Genomic DNA, 8,276 nt, shown 5'->3' with positions numbered 1-8,276 from the left:
CAATTATTGGGACGCTTCCTGAAGCCGTGGGGATGCCGTTTCTCAGGGTCACGTGGTCGCTAGGTGATGATCGGCGGGGCGGATACGACATGACGCAATGCGCCCGTATCCGCGCCACCATCATCGAATTAAAGGGAGACCGCGCGACGGTCATCCAAACCCAAGATCACGACGGTGATTATTACTCGTTATAATCAGTGTCGTCTTCCTCCATCATGTCGATGCCTTCTTGGTTCAATCGGTTGTACTCTTCAATCGCTGCCGCATCCGCATCTTCGGCAACATTGACTGACTGTGAATCTGAACAACCGCTAGCGACCATCATCACACCGACGAAAAGTGCCACATATAAATGTTTCATCTCATTTCCTAACTTGATCAACACGTTGATTTAATTGAACACACATGACGCCCGACCCAAATTGCGTTTTGGGCCGGGCTTGTAAAGAGTCTGTTTAGAACTCTTCACTAATGACTTCTTTGGCAGCGCGAGTTCCGAGCGATCCCCACAGCCCATAGGGGCTTTGATGACCGTCTCGGTACCCGTTGGATATCTGCCGCGCCGTTTCATCCCCCGCTTCGATTGAGTCGGTGATGAATTTCACAGCACCGTCACCCATCAAGACATGAACACCGCCCTGGTGTCGGCTCGACATCGTCGAGACCAAAGTGACGCCTGCTGAGTTGTACGGACCACAGACTTCACGATTGGGAGGAAGGATTGTCATGCAAGAGGTATAGGTCGGTTGGTAGTCGGCCCACTTGAAGCCTCGGCCTTGGCTCGCATTCACGTCGACAGTATGAATCGGATCCCAAAACTGAGGTCGATCCGCTTGCACTTTACTCTTGCACCGTGAGGGATTGTTACGAACTTGTCCCCAGGTAGGGCTCTTGTTCGAATTATCTCGCCAATTGACCGTGCGTTTGTCATCATCGCCAAGGTCCGTGGCAATTTCTCCCGCAGCAATGGTGTTCGCCAGTCCATCCAAACAATCCCGGAACCGAGTCTTGTCGAGGGTCTTGAAGAAACCACGACTACTTATTCGAGACCCTTCCTCGCCGGTCCGTTGGGTCCGATAAGAATTCCAGGGACCATGCGGATGAGTGCTAAAGCTGTCACCGACACATGCTGCGTAGTTGGTTCGACCGAGCGCGGGTAGTCCAAACCCGGGGTCGCTGGGACAACGAAAACCAGGAATCTCAGTCGCCCAGGGGCCATAGGCCAAAACATCGGGGGTAGGCCCCATCGCGGGATAGGTCGTCCCCATCGGATTCGAAATTTGCTCCCAAATCGCTTGTTGCTCGATGAACGGAGTGATTCCAACCAGCATGCTCAGCCGCATCCGGTTTCCCATGTTGGAAGACCGGTGGTGATCCCACGGTCCGTTGGCCGTTTTCTCGGCGGTGAGTAGCGGGTTGGTTCCCGTACCGTGCGTCGGCAGTTGATTGTAGGCGGAGTGATAGTTGTGAATCGCCAGCCCAATCTGTTTGAAATTGTTGCTACAACTCATCCTGCGAGCAGCCTCGCGGGCCGCTTGGACTGCTGGTAGCAGCAATCCGACCAGCACACCGATGATCGCGATCACGACGAGAAGCTCTACGAGCGTAAACCCGCGTCTTTGTAAACACTTGTTCATATGGAGTCCCTGCGTACAAAAAAAGGAATTCGAGGTCGTGTAAATCGACCCGAACGCTATGAGGTGACATAGCCGGACAACATCCAGCGTCTTAAGTGCCTTTGTAGTCCTGTAGGCCTCCGCGGCGTATCGTGTGTTTACAGGACTAGGAGCAAATACCCCACCATGAACGGGCGTCTAGTTTGCACCGGATTCTGTTTGCGTTGCAACGACGACCGAGTGACGGACGACGTAGGTAGCCTGCTCCCAAAATCGACACACGTCGCGCACAGAACGCCTTGAAAACGCTAGCCAAAGCAAACCCTGGTGGACTTGCAACACTCAATAGAGGTGAGAACGGCGTGGGGCTGGGTAGGATTGTGGGATTGAGTTGACCTGGGGGTTGGTTTCATGGTCGCTAGACGATGATTGTGGCAACTTGGTCTTAGAAAACGGGTGAAATGTACATGTTCCACGGTGAAGACCTGTTTGGATCTCGCTAGACTAACGGGGGGCACTATCGGTCCCGTGCGATGCACACCCGTCTCTACCATTCATATGTTCAGTTAGACCATTCGCCGATGCCTGCCGTAATTCAACGAGGACTCGAGATCGTGCCGGGCTACACGCTCGTTCGTCGACTCGGATCTGGAATGGCAGGTGAAGTTTGGGTAGCGCGGGCCTCCGGCGGGGTTTACGTCGCGGTGAAGGTCGTTCGCGACATGGGCATGATCGGCAGCAAGCGGGAACTCGGGGCGCTGCGGATCGTTCGCGAAGTCAAACACACGAACCTGTGTCCTTTGATCGGGGTGTGGTTTTTTGATGCCGAAGGGGAACTGCTCAGCAACTCCGCGACGGATGAAATTCTCGGCCGCGAGTCGTCCTTAATCGACACCGAGTGTTTGGGCGGTGAACGAGATCCCGATGGCGTGCGAGAAACGCATGCGATGGGGTTGGCCGATTCGGCGGTCGACCCCGATTCATCAGAGAAATCCGGAACGAGTGATAGTCAGCTGCGCGAGACCGGCGAGTACCTCGGTGACGCGAGCTCTGGGTTCCTAGCGGCGCTCGGGCGGAAATCGGCCTCACCGACCGCCGGCGAAACGGAGAGATCGGATTCTTCGATCATCCGTACGCCTGGAGACCGACGCAACGAAGACGACCAGGATGCCTCACTGGGCGAAGCCCGGCAGATGGTGATCGCAATGGGACTGGGCGAGAAAACGCTCCACGATCGATTGGTCGAGATGCGTGCCCCCGGAAACGCCCCCGAGGGTGATGACCCGCTGCACCTGCCCGGCGGTGTGCCCGCACCCGAGTTGCTGCGCTACATCACCGGCGCGGCGTCGGCAATCGACGAACTCAATATCCATCACAACATTTATCACTGTGATATCAAGCCGCAGAACATTCTGATCGTTGGTGGCAACGCGCAGGTATGCGATTTCGGACTAGCCCGCCGTGTGCACGAAAATCGACGCACTCAGCTGGCAATCGGCACGCCCGCCTATGGTGCGCCGGAAATGTTGTTCGACCAAACCTACACCAAGACGATTGATCAGTATTCACTGGCGATCACCTACTACGAGCTTCGCACCGGGTCGCTGCCGTTTGAAACTTCGAGGCGGTCGTCGTTCCTTCGCGCCAAGGCAAACGGCGAGTTGCAACTCGGAGCGTTGTCACAACCAGAACGCGAAGTGATCGAACGGGCGACGCGACTCGATCCAGCACAACGATACAGTTCCTGTTCCGAATTCGCGGAGAAACTCAGCGAGGCGGTTCTCAACAAGGGTAAGAGCGGGGCAACTTCGCGACGGAGCCACGCTCTGATCGCCACGGCAATCTTCCTCGGTTGTTTGGCCGGAGGCGGTCTGTATCTCTATTTAGCCAATCAAACGCCCTCCGTGGCGGAAGCTGACAACGGCGACGCAACCGTTGCCACCATTCCCCGGATCACGCCAAACGACTCCACCGATATTCCACTGGCAAAAGATCCAGATGCCAACGTCTCCCCAAGTTTGACGACGGATTTGCCGACGGACGTCGGCATCGAACCAAGCCGCCAGGGTCGTTCAGATGGCGACTCGGCGATGCCAGAGACCGAAGAACCAAACGTCGCGTTAGAAACTCGAGAGAACAATGACAACCGTTCCCAGCCAGACGTTTCAACGATCCCCAGCGTTCCACCGGGAATAGTCGAGAGCCCCGCTAGCTCAAACGAGACCATTGAATCGGACGCCAACGCGACCGAGATGCCCAACGTCGAATCCACGGAGTCTTCGGATCCCGCGATCGAAGCGCCGCCGACCAAGCAACCAGAAACGATTGAAGAACATCTCGCTCTCGCGCGAGCCGATTTGGATCGTTGGGACGATGCGGACGGCGCCGATCTGTCGATTCGGGATCTACAGGCATTCGTCTCGCGATTGGAGAAGTTTGCGCCGACCTTGGACGAGGCAGGCAATTGGATCGAGCCCGAAATTGCCAAAATCACCGACCTCCCCTATGAAGAACGGTTTGTGGCCGAAGGCAATTCGATTGCCGATCGATTCCGCCAATCGACGCTGCGAGATTCCTCAGTGGCGTTCGATGCGAGCATGAAAGACGCTATCGCGGAGTTGGCCGCCCGGGTCGATCTCACGTCGCTCTCGTCGCTAGTTTGGCTTACGTCACGTCCCAACTCGAACGTCGCTCCACTGGAACGCCAGACGCTTATCGAAGGGCTGCCCACACGTGCCGCGGTTGTTCGTGACTCGTTTATTGCCGACAACCAATTTCCAGCGAACAACCGGGCGGCGGATGCAAGCTACACGCTCGCTCGAATCGTCATCGACGATAAAGGCGTGACGCAATTCAACGGCGAACAACTCGACTCGATCGCGACTCGGAGCAACGACCTGCGTCGCGCGATGATGCTTAATACCAACGCAACGCGGCTCACGCGAGTAGCGGAATCGCAAATGCAAACACTCGTCGCGCTCCGCAGAACCCGCGACGCGCAGACAGCAGATGACCGGAAGGTTGATGACGAGATCGCTTCGATTGACCGCATGGCGATTGACTTGGTTCAACAGCTCGGACAAACCGCGTCGCACGCGGATCGCAAACAGGGCTGGGACCGAGTCAGCGGTAAACTACGACTAATCGCGCGCACCGTCGCAGGATTGGTGATGTGGGACAGCAACCGCGTTAGCGATGCAATGAAGAATTGGATCGACGTGCAGAATGATCCCATGTTGGAACTGATCGTTCCTGACGTCTGGCGTGAGGATGTCGCCTATCGTTGCCTGGACTGGTTACAGGAAAACTCTGGCGCGGCCGACGACGATATCGAAACGATCAGGCATGCTAGATCGATCACACGTAGCACCGGGGTGCTGGATTTGGCCCAGCGTTTCGCGGGGCAATCAAACGCATTCCGGATACAGGTTCAGCCTGAACGTTTCCTGCTCGTCGCCGCGAGCGGTGATCTACCGGACGCGATGAAAATCTGGGATTCGATGAACATGTCGCTGGACGACGCTCGCCGAACACCGCAAGTTGGGTTTGCGTTGTGGCAGTTGGTCTCGCGTCGGCTCAATGAAACGATTCAAGATTCAGAACGTTCGGATCTGGCCGGCAAACTGGTATTCGCCTCCGTCGGACAACTCGACTCATCAGACATCGACAAACCATTTAACGTCACCGCAAATGCTGACGAAACGCTGGTCAGCCGTTTCACCAAAGCGATCGATGCGGTTCGTGAATTGACGTCGCAGCCAGTTGCCGGATCACCTGTCATTCCCTCGGTACTCGATCGTCCCGAATTGACGGTGCTGTGTCATCGTTATCTCGATGCGATCTCACGGTCGACCGCTCCGATGGAATATGCGAATTTTCTCGATCGGCTCGATCGCGTCGAATTCGCCGCCGCAACCGCTGCGGCCCGCGAGAAAAACGCTCAGCTTCGCGATGAACTTTACCTGATTGCCGCGGAAGCCTTCATTCAAAAACGATACGAAGAAATCGACGATCTGCCGGCGTCGGTCATGATCGAGCGATTGTTTGCATACGAAGCGGCTGCCGAGCGAAACAGCGATTCCCCGCCGTCCGTTTACCGCACTTTCTTGTTCGGACGTGCGGAGGACCAGCGTGGATTCATTAGCCGCGAGGATGACGACGCCCGCAGGCATTACTCGCAAGCGCGTGACGCGTACACGAAAGTGATTGACAGTCGCGACGTCCCTGCGGACTTGCGGGGAAGCGCATACCGATGTCGCGCGGGATTGCTATCGCGGATGGCGGTACTGGAGACGCCTCCACGATCTCGCGAACTCCTTGAGCTTGCCTCGGAGGATGCGGCAGCGGCTATCGCATTGCCGCCACGGTGGCACTTTGATAACGATGACCGGTTGACGACCGCCGCTGAAGTTGACATCTCGACGGTGCGACTGGCGACGGATTTAGACTTGCCTCGCGTCCAGGAATTACTGGATGACGCGGACCGTTTTCTCGCCGAGGCGATTGCCGTTCGCAATCAGCGTGGGTACCCCGTTTACATGCAAGAAACGCACCGGCTCAACGGTTACCTATTCGACCTGTTGAAGTCACCCAAAGGTCGACGTCACAGCAATCGCGAACAAAAAGCGATGACGTTGATGAGTCAGCTCGCGACCGAACCGATTCCGGAGTCCGAGAGCGATGGCATTGAGATGACGATTGCCGTGCCTTCGATTCGGACCAAGGTGCATTGGCACTGCATGTGTGCCATGGTGCATCGGCTCGCCGAACATCCCGAGATGTCGATGAGCCACATTCGCTATGCAATACGCATCGCCGAACAACACTTACCCCAAACTGATGAGCGGCGCCACCGGGCGGTTTTGATTTACATCGAGTTTAAAGGTTACGAATTGCTCGAAGGTATCAAACAGACCGGACGTCCCAATCTTGAGCTGGTGAAAGAGCTCAATGACCTGCTCGACACTGTCGTCGATCCGTCAACGCAACTGCGAATCAAGAAAGAAGGCTACCTTCGAGATCTTGAAGCCATGGTCAAGAAACAGCCGAGCAGGTAGGCACGAATACTCAGCGAAGCTCATAATCGAAGGTTGGGTGTTCACTCCGGTCGCACGGTAAAACCATGGCAACGTCCGGTCAATATTACTTGTTTCGCTTGGCCTTTTTCTTCGCGGCCGGCTCGTCGGGGTGATAGTTCGGATTGGGCGTCATCATTTGGGCACCCGTTGCTTTTCGCCAGGTAACCAGTTGTTGAAGGAGCCCTTCGGCTTGCTCGGGCTTTGTCTGAGCTAGGTTTTTTGTTTCACCAGGATCATCGCTGAGATTGTAGAGTTCGAGGCGACCGTCTTCAAAGAATTCAATCAGCTTCCAATCGCCCCGGCGAATCGCGCCGTACGGTGCCGTGCGATGATAATGCGGATAGTGCCAGTACAATGCCTCACGCGGGAGGCTCGCAGACTCTCCCTTCAGCAGCGGAACGAGGCTGATTCCATCTTGATGCTCGTTTGGACGCAGTGGTAATCCGGCGATGTCGAGCATGGTGGGATAGAAGTCGGTGCCGATCACCGACTCGTCGCATGACGTCCCCGATTGCGTGACCCCCGGCCAATGAACGATGAGCGGTTCACGCGTACCGCCCTCGTGCGAGAAGCCTTTGAAATCTCGCAATCCGCCGGACGTGCCTTGAAAGTTACCGCCGTTGTCACCCGTGATCATCACGACGGTGTTGTCGGCGACGCCGAGTTCGTCCAGCTTTTGCATCAGACGACCGACGCTCGCATCGAGACGTTCGACCATCCCCGCACGTGCCGGATCAAGGTGTTCGTTTTTCGTATTCTCAAAGTTTTTCGCCTTCGTTCGATACTTCTCGACCAAGTCTGGCGGGGACATGATCGGGCCGTGAAGCGTGTAGTAGGAAAAGTACAGTAAGAACGGCTTTGATTTTCCAGTCTTGTCTAAGAAGTCTACGGCAGCATCCGTCAGTTTGTCTGTCAGGAAATCACCAGGCTCGCCGTCGTCGAGATTGGGCATGTCAAAAGGTGAGAAGTATTTTCCTGGCCCTTTGGGTTGCCCCCATTCACGACCACCAATATTGATGTCGAATCCGTGGGCGGTCGGATAATGTTGATCGAAGTCGTCCTGCCCGTTAGGCATGAGATGCCACTTGCCAAAGAACGCGGTCGCGTAGCCAGCCTCCTTTAATGCCTCCGGTAGCGTCACCCGCTCATGATCGATCTTCATCTTCCAATCCGGCACGGCGAGTTTGGCGTGTGGATGACGATGGCCTGCGATCCAGTCGGTGAGTTGTAGGCGAGCGGGATAGCAACCCGTCATGATCGCGGCTCGACTCGGCGAGCAAACCGTGCAGGCGGCGTAGGCGTTTTGAAACGTCATGCCCTCCTTCGCTAACGCGTCGATATGCGGCGTTTCATGGAAACGAGATCCGTAGCACCCGAAATCTCCCCAGCCCAGATCATCAACCAGCAAAAAAACAAAGTTCGGCTGGGCCGATTCCCCCGGAGTCGCTTCCGCCTGCTCGGCGTGGGCGGAGCACAGCGGAAACGCGGTGAGGACGAGACAAAACGCTAACACGAATCGAGGTGGGGACATCTTGGTGGCTCAGGCGGTGCGGTTCTCGATGATCAAACGGACGCCGAGGAT

The 8,276-nt window shown here is 56.2% G+C and carries 5 protein-coding genes; 2 read left to right on the top strand and 3 right to left on the bottom strand.

All coding sequences use genetic code 11. The features are described from left to right. The coding region (locus tag NB063_RS28025; RefSeq protein ID WP_250932374.1) for a hypothetical protein at window positions 1-194 on the top strand (194 nt) is incomplete at its 5' end. On the opposite strand, the gene NB063_RS28020 is transcribed toward NB063_RS28025, so the two are convergent. Both NB063_RS28020 and NB063_RS28015 read right to left on the bottom strand, forming a co-directional pair. Beyond that, window positions 182-361, bottom strand: coding sequence for a hypothetical protein (locus NB063_RS28020; protein ID WP_250932373.1), 180 nt, complete (start codon window positions 359-361; stop codon window positions 182-184). The genes NB063_RS28025 and NB063_RS28020 overlap by 13 nt on opposite strands. 94 nt (window positions 362-455) lie before the next feature. Continuing rightward, window positions 456-1,637, bottom strand: coding sequence for a DUF1559 domain-containing protein (locus NB063_RS28015; RefSeq protein ID WP_250932372.1), 1,182 nt, complete (start codon window positions 1,635-1,637; stop codon window positions 456-458). A 560-nt stretch (window positions 1,638-2,197) separates the two neighbouring features. Between NB063_RS28015 and NB063_RS28010 the strand changes: the two genes are divergently transcribed. Beyond that, window positions 2,198-6,673 (top strand): protein kinase domain-containing protein, encoded by a 4,476-nt coding sequence (locus tag NB063_RS28010; RefSeq protein ID WP_250932371.1) that lies wholly within the window; start codon window positions 2,198-2,200, stop codon window positions 6,671-6,673. Window positions 6,674-6,758: 85 nt separating this feature from the next. Here NB063_RS28010 and NB063_RS28005 read toward each other — a convergent pair whose 3' ends face one another. Further along, window positions 6,759-8,225, bottom strand: a complete 1,467-nt coding sequence (locus tag NB063_RS28005) for a sulfatase (RefSeq protein WP_250932370.1) — start codon at window positions 8,223-8,225, stop codon at window positions 6,759-6,761. Between the last annotated feature and the right edge of the window lie 51 nt (window positions 8,226-8,276).

This window comes from Aporhodopirellula aestuarii (assembly GCF_023701485.1).
In the GTDB taxonomy this organism is placed as follows: domain Bacteria; phylum Planctomycetota; class Planctomycetia; order Pirellulales; family Pirellulaceae; genus Rhodopirellula; species Rhodopirellula aestuarii.
The sequence above is the reverse complement of the archived record's forward strand: the minus strand, read 5'-3'. Positions and strand labels throughout refer to the sequence as shown.